Origin of the sequence: Streptomyces sp. NPDC041068, from assembly GCF_040647455.1 — a bacterium.
GTDB lineage: Bacteria > Actinomycetota > Actinomycetes > Streptomycetales > Streptomycetaceae > Streptomyces.
The window spans coordinates 139,162-161,333 of the sequence record NZ_JBEZCG010000004.1 but is presented as its reverse complement, the minus strand read 5'-3'; the positions used below and the strand labels follow the sequence as shown (position 1 = coordinate 161,333).

Here is a 22,172-nt window from a genome sequence, read left to right as displayed (position 1 = left end):
AGCCTATCCGCCATCCGGGGTGGGCTCGTCCTGCGGTTCGCCTCCCGGCGCACCTGCCGGATCCTCGAGCAGGAGGCGTTCCAGCTCGGCACGGCCGGGGAGATTCCTGGGGCGGGCGGTCTCCCCGCTGCGCACGTAGAGGAAGGCGGCCTTCACCGACTCCGGAGGGACGCCTTGCTGCTCGGCCCAGGCGAGGCGGTAGACGGCAAGCTGCAGGGGGTCCGCGGTGTGGGTGCGGCTGGTCTTCCAGTCGACGATCTCGTACGTCGCGTCGGCGCCGTCGCCTTCCTTGTAGACGGCGTCGATGCGTCCCCTGACGACGCGGCCCGCGAGGACGAACTGGAAGGGGACCTCCACGCGGTAGGGCGAGCGGCGGGCGTACTCGGTGCGTTCGAAGGCTTCCTTGAGGGCCTCCAGGTCGCGCTCGTCGGCGATCTCGGCCTCGTCGGGGCCGCCGCCCGGCAGGTCCTCCGGGGCGAGCATCGGCAGCGGAAGCTCCTCGAAGCGGGACTCGATCCAGGCGTGGAAGCGGGTGCCGCGGCGCGCGGCGGGCTGTGGCGGGCGCGGCATGGGGCGGGCCAGCTCCTGCGCGAAGCCGTCGGGATCGGCGGCCAGGCGCATCAGCTCGGACGCGGTGAGCGACGACGGCACCTGGACGTCCCTGACGGTCTCGCGGGCGCGCAGGAGCTCTCCGGTGAGGGCGTCCAGGTCGCGGTCCCAGGAGGCCAGGGTGCGGGCCTCCTCCGGGGTGAGGCGGGCGGGCGGCTCCTGCGGACGAGGGTCCGGGGTGCGGTCGGCGGGGTGCGGGCGGGCGTCGGGGGCGGGCGCGGGCAGCGGCACGCGCGCGTGGGCACCCTCGCCGGTGGTGTCGGGGTGCGTGGATTCTGCTCCCGGGACGTCCGCGGGGTGCGGGACCGTCGGACGCTCCGTCGCCAGGGAGTCCCAGTCGGCCGGGGCGGGCTCGGGGAAGTCGGCGTCTGGGTAGAGGGCGTCTTCGTCGCTCTCTGCGTACGCGCCCTCTTCGTAGAACCCCTCCTCGTCGTCCGGAGGGGGCGGCCACTCCGGGTCGTCGGCCGGGGGCACGTCGTCGTACGCCGAGGGGTGGGTCTCCTCGTGGGAGCGGGCGGGCTCCGGTGCGCCCTCGCCCGTCAGGCGGTCCAGGTGGGCGAGGACCGTCTGTGCGGCGGCGCGGCGGCGGGCCAGGGATGCGTCGTCCAGCGGGAGCGGCCATGCCTGGTCGGCGGTCGCCTCGTGCAGCGCGGGGTTCTCCTCGTCCTCGGCCGGCTCGTCCGCCCAGGCCTCGATCTCGCCGTACCCCGCGGCGCAGTGGTCGTACAGGGCCTGGAGGAAGTCCGAGGGGCCGCGCGGCTTCTTCTGGGAGGGGCCCCACCAGTGGCCCGACCCCAGGAGCAGGGAGCGGGGGCGGGTGAACGTGACGTACCCGAGGCGGAGTTCCTCGGTGCGCTGATGGTCCTTCATGGCTTCGTGGAAGGCCCTCATGCCCTTGGCGTCCCACGCCTCGACGTCGGGCAGTGTGGCCGCGTCGCCGCGCAGCTCGTGCGGGACGACCTTGGCCTGGGCCGTCCACTTCTCGCGGCCCTGCGCGCTCGGGAAGGTGCCGCTGACCAGACCGGGCACGGCGACGACGTCCCACTCCAGGCCCTTGGACTTGTGGGCGGTGAGCACCTTGACGGTGTTCTCGCCGCCCGGCAGGGCGTTGTCGAGGCCCTTCTCGTACTGGGCGGCGGTGCGCAGGAAGCCGAGGAAGGCGAGCAGAGTGGCGCCGTTGTCGTTCGCGGCGAAGGAGGCGGCGACGTCCAGGAAGTTGGACAGGGTCTCGCGGCGGCGGGCCGCGAGGGCGCCCGGGGACGCGGAGAGCTCGACCTCAAGGCCGGTCACGGCGAGCACGCGGTGCAGCACGTCCATCAGCGGGTCGGACAGCGACCTGCGCAGCTCGCGCAGTTCGGTGGCGAGCCGGGCGAAGCGGACCCTGGCGTCCACGGAGAAGGGCAGCCCGTCGTCCCCTCCGGAGGCGTCGTCCGGGTCGAGGGGCGACTCCAGGAACGTGTCCAGCGCGTCCGCGAGCGATATCACCTCGGCCGGGTCGACCCCCTCGACGGCCGCGGCGAGACGCCGGTCGGGGTCGTCGGGCGCCGTGTGCCCCGGACGTACGAGAAGACGGGCACGACGGCCCAGGAGAGCGAGGTCACGGGCGCCGATGCGCCAGCGCGGGCCGGTCAGCAGCCGCACCAGGGAGGCGTTCGCCCCCGGGTCCTGGAGCACCTCGCAGACGGCGACGAGGTCGGCGACCTCCGGCAGGTGGAGGAGTCCGGAGAGGCCGACGACCTCCACGGGGATGTCGCGGGCGACGAGCGCGGCCTGGATCTCGGCGAAGTCCGTGGCCGTGCGGCACAGGACGGCGATCTCGCCGGGTGCCTTGCCGGTGCGGACGAGGTGGGCGATCGAGTCGCCGAGCCAGTCGATCTCCTCGGCGTGGGTGCGCAGCAGGGCGCAGCGCACCACGCCGTCGCGCTCGGCGCCGGGCGCGGGCCGCAGGGCCTCCACGCCCGCGTGCATGGCGCGCAGGGGCTCCGCGAGGCCATTGGCGAGATCCAGGAGGCGGCCGCCGCTGCGGCGGTTCTCGCTGAGCGCGTGACGGGTGGCGGGGCGGCCGTCGGCGTACGCGAAGTGCTCGGGGAAGTCGTCGAGGTTGGCCACGGAGGCGCCGCGCCAGCCGTAGATGGCCTGGCAGGGGTCGCCGACCGCGGTCACCGGGTGGCCGGTGCCGCCGCCGAACAGGCCGGACAGGAGGATGCGCTGGGCCACCGACGTGTCCTGGTACTCGTCCAGGAGCACGACGCGGAATTCCTCGCGCAGGATCTCGCCGACCTCGGCGCGGGTGCGGGCGAGCGTGGCTGACAGGGCGATCTGGTCGCCGAAGTCGAGGAGGTCGCGGGAGCGCTTGAGCGCGCGGTAGTGGCCCACGAGATCGGCCAGTTCGAGGCGGGCCGCGGCCGTCTCGGGGACCTTGCGCAGATCGGCGTTGCTGAGCTTCGCGCCGTCCAGGGCGCGCAGCAGCTCGGTGTCGTACGCGCGGAGCCTGTCGGGCCGCACCAGGTGCTCGGCGAGCTCGCTGTCGAGGGCGAGGAGGTCGCTGACGAGGTCGGGGAAGGACCGGGTCAGCGCGGGATAGGGTCCCGGCGCCTCGCGCAGCACGCGCGCGGCGAGCTGGAAGCGGGTGGCGTCGGCGAGGAGGCAGGAGGTCGGCTCCAGGCCGATGCGCAGGCCGTGGTCGGTCAGGAGACGGCCCGCGAAGGCGTGGTACGTGGAGATGACCGGCTCGCCCGGAGGGTTGTCCGGGTCGACGGCCTCGGGGTCGGTGACGCCGGCCTTGATCAGCGCCTGGCGCACACGCTCGGCGAGTTCGCCCGCCGCCTTGTTCGTGAACGTCAGGCCGAGGACCTGCTCGGGGGCGACCTGGCCGGTACCGACGAGCCACACCACGCGGGCCGCCATCACCGTCGTCTTGCCCGACCCCGCTCCGGCCACGATCACCTGCGGCGCGGGCGGCGCGGTGATGCAGGCCGTCTGCTCCGGGGTGAACGGGATGCCGAGGAGCTCCTTGAGCTGCTCGGGATCGGTGAGGCGAGGTGACACGTGAGAGAGGCTAGCGGTGGCCACCGACAACCGGGGCGGACCCGGAAGCCGGCGGCCACCGCCGCTTCATGGGGTGCGCGGGGTCAGGAACCGGCGGCGAGCTTCTCCGGGTCGACGACCTCGCTGGCCGGCGGCGCCTTCACGTCAACGGGCTTGCCGTAGTCGCTGAAGGTCACGGTGCCGGGGCCGTCACTGCCCTTGTTCACGACCTTCAGGAAGTACGGCTTGCCCTCCATCGCGACGTAGAAGGTGGTGGTCTCGCCGCCCTTCTTGCGGGTCAGGACGGCCGCCTTCGCGCCGCCGACCTCGGCGTCGTCCTCGCGCTTCAGCTTCTTGAGGTTCTTGTTGCTGAACATGTCGTCCGGGTTGCAGACAGCCTTGCTGCCCTTGTTGGGCCGCTTCACCCAGCGGCCCTTGAGGAGTTCGGCCGTCGCGCCGCCGCCGGAGGCCTCCCAGAACTTGTCGTCGCCCTTCGAGTACGTGAACTTCCCGGAGGACAGGAACTCGGCCTTGCCCTTCTTGGCCGAACCCATCGTGCCCTTGCAGTCACCGGACTCGGCGACGACGAACTCGATGTTGCTCGTCTCGCCGTTCTGCTTCATCTGGCCCTTCATCGTGAAGGAACCGGCGTCCTTGGAGGCCTTGGAAGCCTTCTCCGCGATCTTGTCGGCGCTCATCCCGTCGAAGGGGTCCTTGTCGCCGCTGTCGCTGCTGCAGCCGGTGACGCCGATGACGGCGGCGGCACAGACGACGGCCACTGCCAGGAGCTTCCGGTTGGCTGCCATATACGCGCATCTCCTCAAAAAGGTGCACCACCCGCCGGTGCACAGCATGTCTTTACGGAGACTTTAGATTGCTTCGGAGGGTGCTATGCCACCCGAGTGACAAGACGTGACAATCGACACGGGCGGGGGCGCGAGGGGTCACTCCACGACATGGCGTCCCTCCGGACGCGCGCTGCACGAGGCGCGGAAGGCGCAGTGCGTGCAGTGCTGGCCCGCGGTCGGCGTGAAGCGCTCGTCGAGGACCTTGCCCGCGGCCGTCGCGAGGAGATCGCCGACCCACTCCCCGGAGAGGGGCTCCTGGGCCTGCACCTTGGGCAGGGCGTCGCCGCCGTTCTTCTTGGCGGCCCCCTGACGCAGCTGCACCAGTTCCGCGCCGCCCGGTTCGGGACGTACGCCTCCGAAGAGCTCGTCCGCGGCGCCTTCGCGGACCGCCAGCTGATAGACGGCCAGCTGCGGGTGGCGGGCCACCTCGGCGGCGGTCGGGGACTGCTTGCCGGTCTTGAAGTCGACTACGTAGGCACGGTTTTCCGCATCCTGTTCGACGCGGTCCATGGAGCCTCGTACGCGTACTTCGTAGGGACCCGCTTCCAGCGTCACGTCGAAGCCGTGCTCGCTGGCGACCGGGGTGCGGCTCGCGCGGTCCATCACATGCCACTGGAGGAAGCGTTCGAGCGCCACGCGCGCGTGCTCCTTCTCCTGGGCCGACTTCCAGGGGGCGTCGAAGGCCAGCGCGTCCCACACCGAGTCCAGACGCTCCATGAGGACGGCGAGGTCGGCGGGGGTGCGTCCGGAGGCGACCTCGTCGGCCAGGACGTGCACCACGTTGCCGAACCCCTGGGCGGCCGTCGCGGGGGCGTCGGCCTTCACCTCGCGGCCCAGGAACCACTGCAGGGCGCAGGTGTTGGCGAGTTGGTCGAGGGCGCTTCCGGAGAGCACGACGGGCTTGTCGCGGTCCCTCAGGGGAACCTCGCTCGCCGTCGGCTCGTACATGCCCCACCAGCGGTAGGGGTGCGCGGACGGCACGAGGGGGCGGCCGTCGGTGTCGCTGAGCGCGGCGAGGCGGGCCAGGCGCTGGGCCGCGGCCTCGCGCAGGGTGTCGGAGACGCGCGGATCGACGGTGGTGGCCCGCAGTTCGGCGACGAGCGCGGCGACGGACAGCGGGCGGCGCGGGCGGCCCGTGATGTCCTTGGGCTCGACGCCGAGTTCCGTGAGGAAGCGGGAGGGCTGGTCGCCGTCGTCCGCGGGGGCCTTCACCGCGGTCACGACGAGACGTTCACGCGCGCGCGTGGCGGCGACGTAGAACAAGCGGCGCTCTTCGGAGAGGAGCGCTCCGGGGGTGAGCGGTTCGGCGAGTCCGTCGCGGCCGATACGGTCGGCCTCCAGGAGCGAGCCGCGGCGCCGCAGGTCGGGCCAGAGGCCTTCCTGGACGCCCGCGACCACGACGAGGCGCCACTCCAGGCCCTTGGAGCGGTGCGCCGTCATCAGACGGACGGCGTCGGGGCGTGCCGCCCTGCGCGTGAGCGTGTCCGCGGCGATGTCCTGCGCCTCGGTCTCCTCGAGGAAGTTGAGGGCACCGCGGCCGCCCGTGCGCTCCTCCGCGCGGGCCGCGGTGGCGAACAGGGCGCACACCGCGTCGAGGTCGCGGTCGGCGTTGCGCCCGGCCGCGCCACCGCGCCGCGCGGTGCGTTCCAGGCGCTTGGGCCAGGGCGTGCCGTCCCACAGCTCCCACAGCGCCTCCTCCGCGGTGCCGCCGCCCGCGAGGCGCTCGCGGGCCTTGCGCAGCAGCGCGCCGAGCCGCTGGGCGCCTCGGGCGTACGTGGGGTCGTGGGCAACGAGGCGCTCCGGCTCGGCGAGGGCGCGGGCCAGCAACTCGTCCGAGGGCGGCGGCAGATGGTTGCCCGCCGCGCGCTCCTCCTCGCGCAGGGCACGCCCGAGCCGCCGCAGGTCGGCGGCGTCCATCCCGGCCAGGGGCGAGGTGAGGAGGGTGAGGGCGGTCTCGGTGTCGAGCCAGGCGGGGGCGGTCCTGGGGGTGGTGGAGGCGGTGGGTTCGCCGTGGAGGGTGGGTTCGCCGTGGGGGCCGGGTTCGCCGTGGAGGCCGGGTTCGCCGTGGAGGCCGGGTTCGTCGGCTGTGGCTTCTTCGGGGGCGTCGGCTTCGGAGACAACAGTTTCCGCAGTGCCCCCCTCAGGAGCACCGCGGCCAGAGCCACCGACGCGGGCCGCGGCCTCAGAATCCCCCGTCTCAGGACCACCCGCCTCAGGACCACCCGCCTCCGAAACCACCGCCATCGCCACGACCCGCAGCGCCGTCAGCAACGGCGTCACCGCGGGCTCGTGCCGCAGGGCGATGTCGTCGCCGTCGATCTCCAGGGGGACGCCCGCCGCGCTGAGGCTGCGGCGGACCGCGGGGATCGTACGGGCGCCCGCGCGGACCAGCACCGCCATGTCGCCCCAGGGGACGCCGTCCTCCAGGTGTGCGCGGCGCAGGATGTCCGCGATGTTGTCGAGCTCCGTGCCTGCCGTCGGGTACGTGTACACCTCGACCCGGCCGCCGTCCCTGACCGGCGTCAGCTCGCGGTGGGCCCGCACCTTCTCCGCGGGCAGCCTGGTCAGCGGCATGCGCCGGGTGAGGAGCCGGGTGGCGGCGAGGAGCTGCGCGCCCGACCTGCGGGACGTCGTCAGGACCTCGACCGGCGCCGGGGTGCCGTCCGCGCGCGGGAAGTCGTGCGGGAACTCCAGGATGCCGTTCACGTCGGCGCCCCGGAAGGTGTAGATCGACTGGTCGGGGTCTCCGAAGGCGACAAGAGTCCGCCCTCCGCCCGCGAGCGCGTGCAGCAGCCTCACCTGCGCCGGGTCGGTGTCCTGGTACTCGTCCACGAAGACGGTGTCGTACTGCCCTCCGAGCTCCCGCGCCACCTCGGGGCGGCGGGCGAGCAGCACCGCGCGGTGCACCAGTTCCGCGTAGTCGAGGACTCCTTGGAGGTCGAGTACGTCCAGGTACTCGGCAAGGAAGGCCGCGGCCGCGCCCCAGTCGGGCCGGCCGCTGCGGCGGGCGAAGGCCTTGAGGGCGTCCGGGCCGAGGCCCAGCTCGCGGCTGCGGGCGAGCACCGCGCGCACCTCGTCGGCGAAGCCGCGGGTGGTGAGGCAGGCGCGCAGTTCGTCCGGCCAGCGGACGTGGCCGCGACCCTCCTGCGCGAGGTCGATCTGGCCCGCGAGCAGCTCACGTACCGCCACGTCCTGTTCGGGTCCTGACAGCAGCCGCAGGGGCTCCACGAACAGGTCGGCGTCCTGGTGGGCGCGGACGAGGGCGTAGCAGAAGGAGTGGAAGGTGGTGGCCTGCGGCGCGCGCGCCGCCCCTATGCGCAGCGCCATGCGGTCGCGCAGTTCCACCGCGGCCTTGCGGCTGAAGGTCAGCACGAGGATCCGCGCGGGGTCACCGCCCTGGGCGACACGCGCGGCGACGGCCTCCACAAGGGTGGTGGTCTTGCCCGTGCCGGGACCCGCGAGGACCAGCAGCGGTCCTCCCTTGTGGTCAACCACCGCGCGCTGACCTGCGTCCAAGCGAGGGGGATCCGACAGATCCCGCGGGGTACGCACCAGTCGGTAGGCACCCGGTGTCGCCTGTCGTACCTGGTGGTGCGACGGGTGCCGGAGGTGCCGGGCGGAAGAAGGGGAGCTCACGTGGGTCGCCGGTCCTGGTGGGTCTGCTGGTCGAAACGCGGCTGCGCGGTGGCCGCGGGGTGAGGGGGATGCGTGCTGTCGACGCTACGCCAGTGGGCGTGGAGGACGCGTGGCTTCCCCCGTACGGGCCACCGGTCCCCCGCCGGGCCGCCCGATGGCGGAAGCTGTCAGGTGTGAGCCTCCGGAGCCTGCGGGCGAGCGTCACCCGCGGCGTCGCCTTCCGCGCCGCCGTCAGCCGGTGCGCCACCGACAGCCGGTGCGCCGCCGTCCACCAGTGCGCCGCCGTCCCACCGCGCCCGCCGCATGTCGAGCTTCGGCACATGCCCCTGGGCGGCGCGCGAGGCCTGACGCAGCGGAGTGCCCTCCTCGCGGTAGCGCTCCAGGGCCCGCAGTTCGTGGCCCGGCAGCAGCACGCCGTCCGAGCGCACGACACGCCACCACGGAACCCCTCCTCCGTAGAGGGCCATGACGCGTCCGACCTGCCGCGGGCCGCCCTCCTCCAGCCACTCGGCGACGTCTCCGTACGTCATCACTCGACCCGGGGGGATCAGTTCCGCGACGTCGAGGACCCGTTCCGCGTACTCCGGCAGCGGCTGCGCGGCGGCGTCGGGCGGGACCTGTCCCATGCGGCTCTCCTGTCGGCTCTCCTGTCGGCACTCCTCGCTCATCCGGTCCATCCTGCCGCACCCCACCGACACCGTGACCGGCCTGGCACAGAGGGTGCCTCGGGGCGGGCGGCACGGCGCAAAGTGTCGTTTCGTGACCACTTCGCATCCTTGCGTTGCCCCCTGCTGCCCCCCTCTGCGAGCAGGACATGCCACCATCGTGCGGGCGGTGACTGGTGATACGAGATCAAGAAGAGACGACGGAGAGACAGGGCGTGCATCCCGATGAGAAGGCGGGCACCTCTGCGTCCGAGTCACACCTGGACACCGGTGAGCACGCCCTGAAGACCGAGAAGGCCGGCGAGAAGACCGGCAAGAAGGCCGGCGGGACCGACCGGCGTGGCAAGGCCGACCAGAGCGGCGAAGCCGTCGCGAAGGGCCCCGGCGACCGCGTCGAGGGCGACGCGGCGCACACGGACCGCGTCGAGCGCGACGAACCGCTGCTCGCCGCGCGCGTGCACCGTCCCTCCGATCTCATGCGGCTGCTCGTCGGCATCCTCGCCATCGCCGTGCTCCTCGCCATCGCCGCGTTCGCGCACGGCACGACGTCCGGGCTCGAACAGGACATCGACAAGGGCACGGAGCAGGCGCCGGACCTGCTGATCAAGGTGGCGGGCCTGGTCGCCAGCATCGGGGTCCTGCTCGTCCCCGTGGCGTTCGCGATCGAACGGCTGATCAAGCGGGACGGGCTGCGCATCGCCGACGGCGTCCTGGCCGCCGTCCTCGCGCACGGCGTGACGCTGGCCACCGATCTGTGGGTCGCGAAGGCCGCCCCCGGCTCCATCCAGGACGCGCTCACCAAGCCGAACCCGGCCGACCTGCACGCGTTCACCGATCCGGTGCACGGCTATCTGGCGCCCGTCATCGCGTACATGACCGCCGTCGGCATGTCCCGCAGACCGCGCTGGCGCCTGGTGCTGTTCGTGGTGCTGCTGCTCGACGCGTTCACCATGCTCGTCACCGGCTACACGACGCCGTTCTCGATCATCCTGACGGTGCTCATCGGCTGGGCCGTGGCGTACGGAACGCTCTACGCGGTCGGCTCACCGAACGTGCGGCCCACCGGGCAGACGCTCCTCGTGGGCCTGCGGCACGTCGGCTTCCACCCCGTGAGCGCCTCCCGCGAGGAGTCCCCGGACAGCGAGCACGGCGACCGCGGGCGCCGGTATTTCGTCACCCTGGAGGACGGCCCGCCCCTCGACGTCACGGTCATCGACCGCGAACAGCAGGCGCAGGGCTTCTTCTACCGCGTCTGGCGCAGGCTGACCCTGCGCGGCATCACCCAGCGGCGCAGCCTGCAGTCGCTGCGGCAAGCCCTGGAGCAGGAGGCCCTGCTCGCGTACGCGGCCATCGCGGCCGGGGCGAACGCGCCCAAGCTGATCGCCACCTCCGAGCTCGGCCCCGACGCCGTGATGCTCGTCTACGAACACATGGGCGGCCGCTCCCTGGACTCGCTGCCGGACGAGGCCATCACCGACGAGTTGCTGTGCGAGACCTGGCGGCAGGTACAGGCCCTGCAGTCACGGCGCATCGCGCACCGCAGGCTCGCGGGCGACGCGATTCTGGTGGATCGTTCCGGCACCGTGATCCTCACGGATCTGCGCGGCGGCGAGATCGCCGCGGGCGACCTGGTCCTGCGCATGGACATCGCCCAGCTCCTGACCGCCCTCGGCCTGCGGGTGGGCGCCGAGCGCGCGGTCGCGTCGGCCGTCGAGGTCCTCGGCCCCGACGCGGTGGCCGACTGTCTGCCGCTGCTCCAGCCCATCGCCCTGACCCGCTCCACCCGCGGCACGCTGCGCAAGCTGGCCCGCGAACGCTCCCAGCGCGAGCGCGAGGCGGTCCTGGAGGCCTCCCGCAGGTCCAAGCAGGCCCGCAACGAGGAGGCGTCCGCCGTCGCCGCCTCCGCGCCTCCCGAGGGCGAGCGCGTGGACGTACGCGTCGACTCGCGCGCGGGCAAGCAGGCCCAGAAGCAGGAGAAGCAGGCGGCCAAGCAGGAGCGGCAGGCCGAGAAGCAGGCCATAGACGACGCCCTGGAGCAGGCACGCGAGGAGGACCTGCTCACGCAGATCCGCCACCAGGTGCTGCTCATCCGCCCGACGGCGCCGGTCGAGCCGGCGCAGCTGGAGCGGATCAGGCCGCGCACGCTGATCAGTTTCATCGCCGGTGCCATCGGCGCGTACTTCCTGCTGTCGCAGCTCACACACGTCGAGTTCGGCACGCTCTTCCAAGAGGCCCAGTGGGGCTGGGTGGCCGCGGCCGTGGGGTTCTCCGCGCTGAGCTACTTCGCCGCCGCGATGAGCCTGCTCGGCTTCGTGCCGGAGCGGGTGCCGTTCCTGCGGACGGTGGCGGCGCAGGTCGCCGGGTCGTTCGTGAAGATCGTGGCGCCCGCCGCGGTCGGCGGTGTCGCGCTCAACACACGGTTCCTGCAGCGCTCCGGGGTGCGCTCCGGGCTCGCGGTGGCCAGTGTCGGCGCCTCGCAGCTCTTCGGGCTCGGCTCGCACATCCTGCTGCTGCTCGTCTTCGGCTATCTGACGGGGACGGAGAAGACGCCGTCGTTCACGCCGTCCCGCACGGTCATCGCGGGTCTGCTGTCGGTGGCGGTGCTCGTCCTCGTGGTGACCGCGATCCCGTTCCTGCGGAAATTCGTCGTCACGCGCGTGCGGTCGCTCTTCGCGGGTGTCGTGCCGCGCATGCTGGACGTGCTGCAGCGGCCGCAGAAGCTGCTCACCGGCATCGGCGGCATGCTGCTGCTCACCCTGATGTTCGTGCTCTGTCTGGACGCATCCGTACGGGCCTTCGGCAACGGCCAGCTGTCGTCGCTGAGCCTCGCGAGCGTCGCTGTGGTCTTCCTCGCGGGCAACGCGCTGGGGTCGGCAGCGCCGACACCCGGTGGTGTGGGCGCGGTCGAGGCGACCCTGACCTTCGGTCTGATCGCCGTCGGTGTGCCCAAGGACGTGGCGGCACCCGCGGTGCTGCTCTACCGGCTTCTGACGCTGTGGCTTCCGGTGCTTCCGGGGTGGCTGTTCTTCAACCACCTCACACGGAAGGGGCTGCTCTGAGAAGTGGCCTCTCCGTAGAGGCCGCTTTCCGGTGCGCCGCTCATCGGAAGAGCACGGTGCACCGCTCATCAGAACAGCAGCAGCACGGCCACCAGCAGCAGTGCCGCCCCGACGACCTCCACCGCGCCGACCACCGCCGCCTTCAGGCCCTTGCCCGGCAGCAGCGCCGCCCGCGCGAGGTAGGCCGCGAAGAGGACCGCGAGCCAGGGGCTGAGTGCGTACGCCGCGGGCACGGCGAGCGCGTGGTACGTCACCGACGCCCAGTAGTGGGACCGTGAGTCGCGCTCGCGGATCATCGTCTTCACGTACGGCACGGTGCCCGCGAAGAACAGCAGGCAGGCCAGTGCGGGGCGCCACCCGTCGGCGAGGTCGCCCCCGCCCACCCTCAGGGCGACCAGGAGCATGCCGCAGGCCGGGACCACCGCCGCCAGGCCGTTCACCAGGGCCCGCTCCCTGTTCCGCCACGCGTAGTACGTGTTGACGGCCACGAAGGGAGCGGCGCAGGCGGCGGCGAGCAGGAGCCAGGGGTACGCGAACAGCAGCGGCATCCCGCAGGCCGCGCAGACCGCCGCCGACACCAGGGCGGGGCGCACATGGCGCCGCGGGGCCTTCGGATTGCGGGACAGACGGCGAAGGCGGAGCCACTGCTGGGCGTGGAAGGCGGCGACGTACCCCGCCAACCACGCGACGAACAGCGGCAGATGGGCCCAGCGGGGCCCGGCTCCCGCGCCGCCGAGGAACACGCCGGCCGTGAAGGGCACCGCGAGCATCGCCCACGCGCCGTGCTGGTTCGGCAGCCAGGAGCGCAGCGCGCCCTTCTTCTTCCTGCCCATGCATTCAGCATGGCAGCACAGGGCCCGGAATATTCCGGAAAGAGGTCACCCCCTCACGGGACCTAAGTCCCCGGGGTCCCAACCTCCGCCAGGCTTAGGGTCGTTGCAGGAGCACGTGCCGTGCGCCTTTTCTTCGTGACGGCCGGGAGATGTGACGTTGCAGCAGAGGAAAGACATCGCTGAGACGCTCGTGAAGGCCGGGAGTTTCTTCACCCGGGCCGCCGAGACATCCGAGGACCTGCACCGTGTGCAGCGCATCGGAGGCCGCGATGGAGAGTCCTTCTACCGCGACCGGTGGAGCCACGACAAGGTCATCCATTCCACGCACGGCGTGAATTGCACGGGCTCGTGCCGCTGGAAGGTGTACGTCAAGGACGGCATCATCACGTGGGAGACGCAGGCCACCGACTATCCCTCGGTGGGACCCGAAAGGCCCGAATACGAACCCCGCGGCTGCCCGCGTGGAGCCTCTTTCTCCTGGTACACGTATTCGCCCACGCGCGTCCGTTATCCGCATGTGCGCGGCGCGCTCATCGAGATGTACCGCGAGGCGAAGTCACGGCTGAAGGACCCGGTCCTCGCCTGGGCCGACATCCAGGGCGACCCCGAACGCCGTCGGCGCTACCAGCGGGCGCGGGGCAAGGGCGGCCTGGTGCGGGCCAGTTGGGACGAGGCCGTCGAAATCGTGGCGGCCGCGCACGTGCACACCATCAAAGAGCACGGCCCCGACCGGGTCGCGGGCTTCTCCCCCATTCCCGCGATGTCGATGGCGTCGCACGCGGCGGGCGCGCGTTTCCACTCCCTCATCGGCGCCCCGATGCTCTCCTTCTACGACTGGTACGCGGACCTTCCGGTTGCCTCTCCGCAGGTTTTCGGCGACCAGACCGACGTACCGGAGTCGGGCGACTGGTGGGACGCCGCCTATTTGATGATGTGGGGCTCCAATGTGCCGGTGACACGCACACCGGACGCGCATTGGATGGCCGAGGCGCGTTATCGCGGGCAGAAAGTCGTCACCGTTTCCCCTGATTACGCGGACAACACCAAGTTCGCCGACGAGTGGATGCACCCGCACCCCGGGACGGACGGCGCGCTCGCCCTCGCGATGGGGCACGTCATTCTCCGGGAGTTCTTCGTCGAACGAAAGACGCCGTTCTTCCAGGATTACGTACGCCGCTACACGGATCTGCCTTTCCTGGTCACGCTCACCGAGACCGAAATGGGTCTCGTGCCGCACAAGTTCCTCACCGCGGCCGACCTCGGCGACGAGCGCGCCGAGAGTGAGAACGCGCAGTGGAAGACCGTCCTCATCGACGACGCGACGGGCGAGCCGACGGTCCCCAACGGCACGCTCGGCCACCGCTGGGGCACTTCGGAGAAGCCCGACTGGAACCTCGACCTCGGCGACACCATGCCCCGGCTCACCCTGTACGGCGAGGACACCGCGGAGATCGTCCTGCCGCGCTTCGAGGATTCCTCGCACGAGGGCGACGACAACGGTGTCGTACGCCGAGGAGTGCCCGTCCGGCGCGTCGGCGACCGGCTCGTCACCACCGTCCACGACCTGATGCTCGCCCAGTACGGCGTCCCGCGCGCGGGGCTGCCCGGCGAGTGGCCCACCTCCTACGAAGACGCCTCCCAGCCCGGCACCCCCGCCTGGCAGGAGACCCTGACCTCGGTGCCCGCGGCGCAAGCCACGCGCGTGGCGCGGGAGTTCGCGGAGACGGCCGAGGCCTCCGAGGGACGCTGCATGATCCTCATGGGCGCGGGCACCAACCACTGGTTCCACTCGGAGACCATTTACCGCGCGTTCCTGGCGCTGCTCACGCTCACCGGCTGCCAGGGACGCAACGGCGGCGGATGGGGTCACTACGTGGGCCAGGAGAAGTGCCGCCCGGTGACCGGCTGGGCGACGCTCGCGAGCGCGTCCGACTGGGGGCGCCCGCCCCGGCACATGATCGGCGCGGGCTGGTTCTACCTGCACACCGACCAGTGGCGCTACGACACGCTGCCCGCCGAGTCCCTCGCGTCCCCCTTGGGCGACGGGCGGTTCGAGGGGATGACGGGAGCCGACTGCCTGGCGGCGTCCGCGCGCATGGGCTGGATGCCGTCGTACCCGACCTTCGACCGCAACCCCCTGGACCTCGCGGACGCCGACGATCCTGTCGCGAGCGTTGTCGAGGAGCTCAGGGACGGCACGCTGGGCTTCGCCGGCGAGGACCCCGACGCGCCGCGGAACTGGCCGCGCGTGCTCAACGTATGGCGGGCGAACCTGCTCGGCTCGTCCTCCAAGGGCAACGAGTACTTCCTCAAGCACCTGCTCGGCACGCACTCCAACCTGCCCGACGACGGGCCGCGTTGTGCGCCGCGCGACGTGAAGTGGCACCCCGAGGACGTCGAGGGCAAGCTCGATCTGCTGCTCTGCCTCGACTTCCGGATGACGTCCACGACGCTGCTCTCCGACGTCGTCCTGCCGGCCGCCACCTGGTACGAGAAGCACGACCTGTCGTCCACCGACATGCATCCCTTCCTGCACGCGTTCACGCCCGCCGTGGACCCGCCCTGGCAGGCGCGCACCGATTACGACACGTTCCTCGCCCTCGCGCGGCGGTTCGGCGAGCTCGCGGGCGAGCACCTGGGCGTGCGCCGCGACCTGGTGGCCACCGCGCTCCAGCACGACACCCCCGGCGGCGAGATGGCCCAGCCGGGCGGCGTCGCGCTCGACTGGTCGAAGGGCGAGTGCGAGCCCGTCCCCGGGCGCACGATGTACAACCTCGCGGTCGTGGAGCGCGACTACGGAGCGGTCGGGGAGAAGTTCGCGGCGCTCGGCCCGCTGGTCGACGAGCTCGGGGTCACCACGAAGGCGGTCACGTTCGACGTCGACGAGGAGGTCGCGTACCTGAAGGAGAAGAACGGCACCGTGCGCGGCGGCGGCGTCGCCGACGGCAGGCCGCGCCTGGACACCGCCCAGCGGGCCTGTGAGGCGATCCTGTCGCTCTCCGGGACCTCCAACGGCCGCCTGGCCACCCAGGGCTTCGAGACGCTGGAGAAGCGGGTCGGCACGGAGCTCGCGCATCTGGCGGCCGAGGCCGAGGGCAAGCGGATCACGTTCGCGGACACCCAGGCGCGCCCGGTGCCCGTCATCACCTCTCCGGAGTGGTCGGGCAGCGAGTCCGGAGGGCGCAGGTACACCGCGTTCACCGTCAACACCGAGCATCTGAAGCCCTGGCACACGCTCACCGGGCGCCAGCACTTCTTCCTCGACCACGACTGGATCCACGAGGTCGGCGAGGCACTGCCCGTCTACAAGCCGCCGCTGAACATGCACCGCCTCTACGGAGAGCCCGAGTTGGGTTCCCGAACCGACGGGACGGACGGCAAGGAAGTGACCGTGCGGTTCCTGACCCCGCACAACAAGTGGGCCATCCACTCCCAGTACCAGGACAACCTCTACATGATGACGCTCGGCCGCGGCGGGCAGACCGTGTGGATGTCCCCGCAAGATGCCGACGCCATCGGGGTCGCGGACAACGACTGGATCGAGGCCGTCAACCGCAACGGCGTGATCACGGCCCGCGCGATCGTGTCCCACAAGATGCCGCCCGGCACGGTCTACATGAACCACGCCCAGGAGCGCACGGTCGGCGTGCCGAGGACGGAGAAGACGGGGCGGCGCGGCGGCATCCACAACTCGCTGACCCGGATCATGCTCAAGCCCACGCATCTGGTGGGCGGCTACGCCCAGTTGACCTGGGCCTTCAACTACCTGGGGCCGACCGGCAACCAGCGCGACGAGGTGACGGTCATCCGCCGCCGCAACCAGGAGGTCACCTACTGATGCGCGTGATGACCCAAGTAGCCATGGTCATGAACCTCGACAAGTGCATCGGCTGCCACACCTGTTCGGTCACCTGCAAGCAGGCGTGGACCAACCGCAAGGGCACCGAGTACGTCTGGTTCAACAACGTCGAGACGCTCCCCGGACAGGGCTATCCGCGCCGCTGGGAGGACCAGGAGCGGTGGAAGGGCGGCTGGGAGCGGACCAGGTCCGGACGGCTCCGGCTGAGGGCGGGAGGGCGCCTCAAGCGGCTCGGCCAGATCTTCGCCAATCCCGAACTTCCGGAGCTCACGGACTACTACCAGCCCTGGACGTACGAGTACCGAAACCTCACCGACGCACCCGCGGGCGACGACATGCCCGTCGCCAAGCCCGTCTCGCAGGTAACCGGCGAACCCATCGGCACCATCGAGTGGGGTCCCAACTGGGACGACAACCTCGGCGGCGCCCCGGAGCACGCCCCCAAGGACCCCCTCGTGGAGAAGGTCCGCGACGAGGTCGGCGAGAAGATCCGCTTCGAGTTCGAGCAGAGCTTCATGTTCTACCTGCCGCGGATCTGCGAGCACTGCCTCAACCCCGCGTGCGTCTCGTCGTGCCCCTCCGGAGCGATGTACAAGCGCGAGGAGGACGGCATCGTCCTCGTCGACCAGGACCAGTGCCGCGGCTGGCGGATGTGCGTGACCGGGTGCCCCTACAAGAAGGTCTACTTCAACCACTCCACGGGGAAGGCCGAGAAGTGCACCTTCTGCTTCCCGCGCGTGGAGGCCGGGTTGCCGACCATCTGCTCGGAGACCTGCGTGGGGCGCATGCGCTATCTCGGCGTGATGCTGTACGACGCCGACAAGGTCACCGAGGCCGCCTCCGTGGAGGACGAACACGACCTCTATCCGGCGCAGTTGGAGTGCTTCCTCGACCCCCATGACCCGGCGGTCGCCGCGGCGGCGCGCGCGTCCGGCATCACCGAGGAGTGGCTCGACGCGGCCCGCCGCTCCCCCGTCTTCGACCTGATCCGCACCTACCAGGTGGCTCTGCCGCTCCATCCGGAGTACCGCACGATGCCGATGGTCTGGTACGTGCCGCCGCTGTCCCCGGTCGTCGAGGCGGTCGCCGCCGCGGGCCGCGACGGGGAGGACGCGGGCAACCTCTTCGGAGCGATCGACGCCCTGCGGATACCGGTCGAGTACCTGGCCGAACTGCTCACCGCGGGAGACGTGTTCGCGGTCGACGCGGTGCTGCGCCGGATGGCCGCGATGCGGTCCTACATGCGGGGCATCAACCTCGGCAGGGGACCGGACGAGTCGATCGCTCGGGCCGTGGGCCTCACCGGCGACGAGCTGCAGGACATGTTCCGCCTCCTGGCGATCGCCAAGTACGAGGACAGGTACGTGATTCCGACCGCCGCGCGCGCGGACGCGGACGCCCTCTCCGCGAGCCACCCCCTGGACGCGGACGCCGGAGCCGACGGCTGTCCGGTCGGCTACGCCACGTACGACTCCAAGCCCCTCCTCAACATCGGCAGGAGGAAGAGCGCATGACTCCCGAAGCTGTCGTACGGCTGGTCGCCGGACGGCTCCTGCAGTACCCGGACGAGCGTCTGTACGCGGACCTGGAGAGCCTGCACGAGGCGACCGACCACCCGCTGCTGCGCGAATTCATCGCCCACGCGCGCGTGCAACGCCCTCTGGACCTCGCCGCGCACTACACGGACTGCTTCGACACCCGCAACCGCCGCTGCCTGTACCTGACCTGGTGGTCGGACGGCGACACCCGCAACCGCGGGCTCTCCCTGGTGCGCGTCAAGCAGGTGTACCGCGAGCACGGCCTGGAGTTCGCCTCCGAGGAGCTGCCCGACTTCCTGCCGGTGCTCCTGGAGTTCGCCGCGCGCGAAGAGGCCGCGGGCACCGCCCTGTTGGAGGAGCACCGGGCCGGGCTCGAACTGCTGCGGCTCGCCGTCACCGACGTGGGCACCCCCTACGCGCGCGTGCTCGAAGCGGTCTGCGGGACGCTCCCCGGGCCCTCTCCCCAGACACGGGCCGAGGCGAAGGCGCTCGCCCGCAGCGGGCCGACCCGGGAGAGCGTCGGGCTCGAACCCTTCGGCCCGGGGATCGAACCCTTCGGCACCCGGGTCGAACTCCCCTGGCCCACCGTCCCGGAAAGGACCCCGGCGTAATGGACCTCCTCCTATGGGGCGTCATGCCCTACGTCGCCGCCACCCTCCTGATCGCGGGCCTGGTCTGGCGGGCCAGGTACGACCGGTTCGGCTGGACCACGCACTCCTCGCAGCTGCAGGAGTCGCGTCTGCTGCGCGTCGGGTCGCCGCTCTTCCACTTCGGGATGGCGTTCGTGGTGCTCGGCCACGTCGTGGGACTGCTGATCCCGGACAGCTGGACCGACGCGGTCGGCGTCAGCGACCACACGTACCACCTGATGGCCGTCTCCACGGGCGCCGTCGCGGGCCTCGCGGCGGCCGCAGGCATCGGCATCCTCGTGTACCGGCGCCTGAAGGTGCCCGCCGTCCGCAAGGCCACGCTCCGCAGCGACCACGTGATGTACACGGTGCTGCTCGGCGCGATGCTGCTCGGCCTGGTCGCGACCGTGCTCAACTCCTCCGGAGCGGTCGACTACAACTACCGCGAGGGCATCTCCGTCTGGTTCCGCAGTCTGTTCACGCTCCAGCCCGACTACCACCTGATGGGCGCGGCGCCGCTCGCCTTCAAGCTGCACGTCGTCTTCGGCTTCGCGCTGTTCGCGCTGATCCCGTTCTCGCGGCTCGCGCACGTCGTCAGCGCGCCCTTCAAGTACCTCTTCAGGCCGTACGTGGTCTACCGGCGCAGGGACCCGAAGCAGCTCGCGAACAGGCCGCCGAAGCGGGGCTGGGAGCGGGTGTCGTGAGCCGCGTCGTGCGGCGCCCGAGGTACGACGTCGGCGAGCGCCCCTTCATCGTCATCTGGGAGGCCACGCGCGCGTGCCCGCTGGCCTGTCTGCACTGCAGGGCCGAGGCACAGCCCGAGCGGGCCCTCGGCGAACTGGACGGCGCGGACGCCCGCCGCCTCATGGACCAGATCGCGGCCTTCGGACGGCCGAGTCCCCTCTTCGTGATCACCGGAGGCGATCCCTTCCAGCGCCCCGACCTCACCGACCTCATCGCCTACGGCACCCGGCGCGGGCTGCGCGTCGCCGTCTCCCCCTCGGGAACCCCCACGCTGGACCGGGCGAACCTGACGGCGGTGCGCGACGCGGGCGCCGTCGCCCTCTCGCTGAGCGTCGACGGCTCCACGGCCGAGCGGCACGACGCGTTCCGTGGCGTGCCCGGCGTCTTCGACCGGACCGTCGACGGCTGGCGCACGGCACGCGAGCTCGGCCTGAAGGTGCAGGTCAACACCACCGTCACCCGCCACAGCCTGGAGGACCTCGCGGACATCGCGGCCCTGGTGCGGCGCGAGGGCGCGATGCTCTGGAGCGGCTTCGTGCTCGTGCCGACCGGCCGCGGCGAACAGCTCTCGGCGCTCACACCGGACGAGGTCGAGGACGTCCTGCACTTCCTGTACGACACCGGGGCGGTGCTCGCCACGAAGACCACGGAGGGCCATCACTTCCGCCGCGTCGCCCTGCAGAGGACCCTTCTGGAACGGCACGGCGAACAGCCCGAGTTGGGCCCCCTGTACGAACGGCTGACTGCACGCGCGCGTGCGCTCGGCCTGTGGGACGGGGAGCGGCGCGCGGTGCGCAGGCCGCCCATGGACGTCGGCTCGGGGCGCGGCTTCGTCTTCGTCTCGCACACCGGCGAGGTCCATCCCAGCGGCTTCCTGCCCCTGTCCGCGGGCAATGTGAAGCACCACCCTCTCGTCGACATCTACCGGGGCTCCGCGCTGTTCGCGACGTTGCGCGACCCCTCGCTGCTGAGCGGCGCGTGCGGGCGCTGCGAGTTCAACACCGTGTGCGGGGGCTCCCGTTCGCGCGCGTACGGGGCGACGGGACGGGTGCTCGCCGCCGACCCCTGGTGCGCGTACGAGCCCGGCAGCTTCCCGTACCAGGACGAGCTGCGGAAGTTGCTCACGGAGGCGGCGCCCCGCGCGACCCGTACAGAAACGGTCCCCACAGAAGCGGTCCCTACAGAAGCGGTCCCTACAGAAGCGATCCCCACAGAAGCCGCCTCCACAGAAAGAAGCACGGCATGACGCGTTCAGTGATCGTCGTCGGCGGCGGCATCAGCGGCCTGACCGCCGCCTGGCGGCTGCGCGGCGACGCGGAGGTGACCGTCCTGGAGGGCGCCCCCCGCATCGGCGGCAAGCTGCGCACCGGCACCCTCGCGGGCGTCCCCGTCGACGAGGGCGCCGAGTCGCTGATGGCGCTGCGCCCCGAGGCCGTGCGCCTCGCCCAGGACGTGGGCCTCGGGGACGACCTGTGCGACCCGGCCCCCGCGCCCACCACCCTGTGGTCGAACGGCGCGCTGCGCCCGCTGCCGCCGGGCCACGTCATGGGCATCCCCACCGACCCCGCCGCGCTCGCGGGCACCGGGCTGCTGTCCGAAGAGGGCATGGCCCGGCTGTGCCACGAGGAGACGCTGCCCGTCGAGCCGCGGGCCGAGGACGTGTCCGTGGCCGAGTACCTCGGCGGGCGGCTCGGTCAGGAGGCCGTGGACCGGCTCGTGGAGCCGCTGCTCGGCGGCGTCTACGCGGGCCGCCCCGACCGGCTCTCGCTGCGGGCCGCGCTGCCGCGCATGGCGGCGGTCGCCGAACGGGGCGAGCCGCTCCTCAAGGCGCTGCGGCAGATGCGTACGCCACAGGCGGCACCGCGGGCGAAGACCGCGAAGCCCACCCCTGCCCCCGTCACCGTCCCCGTCCAAGGCCTGCGCGGCGGCACCGGACGCCTCCCCCTCGCCGTCGCCGAGGCGAGCGGCGCCCGCGTACTCACCGGCACGCGCGCGCGTGAGCTGCAGCGCACCCCCGCCGGACGGTGGCGGGTGATCGCAGTGACCGGTGACGGCCCGCTGATCCTGGAGGCGGACGCGGTGGTCCTCGCCGTGCCCGCGTACGAGGCGGCGGAGCTGCTGCGCCCGCACGCTCCGCTCGTCGACGCCGACCTCGGGGCGATCCAGCACGCCAGCACCGCGGTGGTGACCCTGGCGTTCCCCCGTACGAAGACACCTCTTCACAAGGCACTCCCCCAGGGCAACGGCTTCCTGGTGCCCGCCGTCGAAGGGCACACCCTCAAGGCCGCCACGTTCCTCACCAACAAGTGGCACTGGCAGAGCGAGGCCGCGCCCGATCTCTTCCTGCTGCGCACCTCGATCGGCCGGGTCGCAGAGGAGCACCTGCTCGCCGTCCCCGACCGCCATCTGATCCGCACCTCGGTCAACGAACTGCACCACGCCGTGGGCTCCATCGGCGAGCCCGTCGCCGCCCGCGTCACCCGGTGGGAGCGGGGCCTTCCTCAGTACGGCGTCGGCCACCCCGAGCGGGTGACACGCGTGCGTGAGGCCGTCGACAAGCTGCCGGGGATCGCGCTGTGCGGTGCGGCGTACGAAGGTGTGGGCGTCGCCGCGTGCGTGGCGACGGGGACGGCCGCGGCCCGCCGGATCAGCGAGGGCTGAGGCCGGCCCGGCTCACCCACACGGCCCGCGCCCCGAGCGCGCCGTCAGGACCCCCCGCAGGATG

12 protein-coding genes are annotated in these 22,172 nt (G+C 71.9%); 7 read left to right on the top strand and 5 right to left on the bottom strand.

Annotated features, from left to right (window positions below; all coding sequences use genetic code 11):
* Positions 1 to 3: 3 nt before the first annotated feature.
* From AB0B50_RS10620 to AB0B50_RS10605, 4 genes are all read right to left on the bottom strand, one after another.
* On the bottom strand, positions 4 to 3,657 hold the full coding sequence (locus tag AB0B50_RS10620) for a UvrD-helicase domain-containing protein (protein ID WP_362328508.1): 3,654 nt from the start codon (positions 3,655 to 3,657) through the stop codon (positions 4 to 6).
* 83 nt (positions 3,658 to 3,740) lie between these two features.
* Positions 3,741 to 4,442: a hypothetical protein gene (locus AB0B50_RS10615; protein WP_362328506.1), complete on the bottom strand. Its 702-nt coding sequence runs from the start codon at positions 4,440 to 4,442 to the stop codon at positions 3,741 to 3,743.
* A 138-nt stretch (positions 4,443 to 4,580) separates the two neighbouring features.
* Positions 4,581 to 8,120 (bottom strand): ATP-dependent DNA helicase, encoded by a 3,540-nt coding sequence (locus AB0B50_RS10610; protein WP_362328504.1) that lies wholly within the window; start codon positions 8,118 to 8,120, stop codon positions 4,581 to 4,583.
* A gap of 167 nt (positions 8,121 to 8,287) precedes the next feature.
* The gene (locus AB0B50_RS10605) at positions 8,288 to 8,746 is read right to left on the bottom strand and encodes an MGMT family protein (protein WP_362328502.1); all 459 of its coding nucleotides are present in this window, start codon (positions 8,744 to 8,746) and stop codon (positions 8,288 to 8,290) included.
* 215 nt (positions 8,747 to 8,961) lie between these two features.
* Here AB0B50_RS10605 and AB0B50_RS10600 point away from each other — a divergent pair, with 215 nt between their 5' ends.
* Entirely contained in the window at positions 8,962 to 11,844 is a 2,883-nt protein-coding gene (locus tag AB0B50_RS10600) for a lysylphosphatidylglycerol synthase domain-containing protein (RefSeq protein ID WP_362328500.1), read from the top strand.
* A gap of 68 nt (positions 11,845 to 11,912) precedes the next feature.
* Here the strand turns inward: AB0B50_RS10600 and AB0B50_RS10595 are convergent, their stop codons facing one another.
* Positions 11,913 to 12,677, bottom strand: coding sequence for a YwiC-like family protein (locus AB0B50_RS10595; RefSeq protein ID WP_362328498.1), 765 nt, complete (start codon positions 12,675 to 12,677; stop codon positions 11,913 to 11,915).
* A 157-nt stretch (positions 12,678 to 12,834) separates the two neighbouring features.
* On the opposite strand from AB0B50_RS10595, the gene AB0B50_RS10590 reads away from it, so the two are divergent.
* From AB0B50_RS10590 to hemG, 6 genes are read left to right on the top strand one after another with little or no spacing between them, the layout of a single operon-like run.
* Positions 12,835 to 16,515, top strand: a complete 3,681-nt coding sequence (locus AB0B50_RS10590; RefSeq protein WP_362328496.1) for a nitrate reductase subunit alpha — start codon at positions 12,835 to 12,837, stop codon at positions 16,513 to 16,515.
* Positions 16,515 to 18,050 (top strand): nitrate reductase subunit beta, encoded by a 1,536-nt coding sequence (gene narH, locus AB0B50_RS10585; RefSeq protein ID WP_362328494.1) that lies wholly within the window; start codon positions 16,515 to 16,517, stop codon positions 18,048 to 18,050. Before AB0B50_RS10590 ends, narH begins: the two co-directional genes overlap by 1 nt.
* On the top strand, positions 18,047 to 18,685 hold the full coding sequence (gene narJ, locus AB0B50_RS10580; protein WP_362328492.1) for a nitrate reductase molybdenum cofactor assembly chaperone: 639 nt from the start codon (positions 18,047 to 18,049) through the stop codon (positions 18,683 to 18,685). Before narH ends, narJ begins: the two co-directional genes overlap by 4 nt.
* Complete coding sequence (gene narI, locus AB0B50_RS10575) at positions 18,685 to 19,407, top strand: respiratory nitrate reductase subunit gamma (protein ID WP_362328490.1); 723 nt, start codon at positions 18,685 to 18,687, stop codon at positions 19,405 to 19,407. Before narJ ends, narI begins: the two co-directional genes overlap by 1 nt.
* Positions 19,404 to 20,693, top strand: a complete 1,290-nt coding sequence (locus tag AB0B50_RS10570; protein WP_362328488.1) for a TIGR04053 family radical SAM/SPASM domain-containing protein — start codon at positions 19,404 to 19,406, stop codon at positions 20,691 to 20,693. The genes narI and AB0B50_RS10570 overlap by 4 nt, the downstream gene beginning before the upstream one ends.
* Entirely contained in the window at positions 20,690 to 22,108 is a 1,419-nt protein-coding gene (gene hemG / locus AB0B50_RS10565) for a protoporphyrinogen oxidase (RefSeq protein ID WP_362328486.1), read from the top strand. The genes AB0B50_RS10570 and hemG overlap by 4 nt, the downstream gene beginning before the upstream one ends.
* Positions 22,109 to 22,172 lie beyond the last annotated feature (64 nt).

Bases quoted from the DNA above. Each gene is read 5' to 3' on its own strand.
- AB0B50_RS10615 (WP_362328506.1), bottom strand. From the start codon at position 4,442: ATGGCAGCCAACCGGAAGCTCCTGGCAGTGGCCGTCGTCTGTGCCGCC.
- AB0B50_RS10605 (WP_362328502.1), bottom strand. From the start codon at position 8,746: ATGGGACAGGTCCCGCCCGACGCCGCCGCGCAGCCGCTGCCGGAGTAC.
- AB0B50_RS10595 (WP_362328498.1), bottom strand. From the start codon at position 12,677: ATGGGCAGGAAGAAGAAGGGCGCGCTGCGCTCCTGGCTGCCGAACCAG.
- narH (WP_362328494.1), top strand. From the start codon at position 16,515: ATGCGCGTGATGACCCAAGTAGCCATGGTCATGAACCTCGACAAGTGC.
- narJ (WP_362328492.1), top strand. From the start codon at position 18,047: ATGACTCCCGAAGCTGTCGTACGGCTGGTCGCCGGACGGCTCCTGCAG.
- narI (WP_362328490.1), top strand. From the start codon at position 18,685: ATGGACCTCCTCCTATGGGGCGTCATGCCCTACGTCGCCGCCACCCTC.
- hemG (WP_362328486.1), top strand. From the start codon at position 20,690: ATGACGCGTTCAGTGATCGTCGTCGGCGGCGGCATCAGCGGCCTGACC.